Origin of the sequence: Anoxybacillus sp. LAT27 (assembly GCF_022030075.1) — a bacterium.
Lineage (GTDB): Bacteria > Bacillota > Bacilli > Bacillales > Anoxybacillaceae > Anoxybacillus > Anoxybacillus kestanbolensis.
The window spans coordinates 1-260 of sequence record NZ_JAIWYK010000206.1; the positions used below are offsets into that span (position 1 = coordinate 1).

At 67.3% G+C, this 260-nt stretch carries 1 protein-coding gene; it reads left to right on the plus strand.

Annotated elements, in window-relative coordinates; translation table 11 throughout:
* On the plus strand, positions 1–260 hold a 260-nt coding region (locus LD028_RS09145; protein ID WP_237811631.1), incomplete at both ends, for a gamma-glutamyl-gamma-aminobutyrate hydrolase family protein.

Below are 260 nucleotides of genomic sequence, written 5' to 3' on the forward strand. Positions count from 1 at the left end.
TGTGGACGGGGTGGCCCGCACAGGCGGGATTCCGTTCATCCTGCCGCTGATGACGGTCCCGGACGCGCCGTTCCGCGCGATGGTGGAATCGCTGGACGGCCTGATCCTCACCGGCGGAGACGATCCCGCCCCCCATCTGTACGGCGAAGAGCCGCTGCAGGGGCTGGGGGAAGTGGAGTACGAACGGGACCTGGCGGAGCTGGCGGTGATCAAACTGGCTCTGGAGCTGAAGAAGCCGATTCTCGGCATCTGCCGCGGCA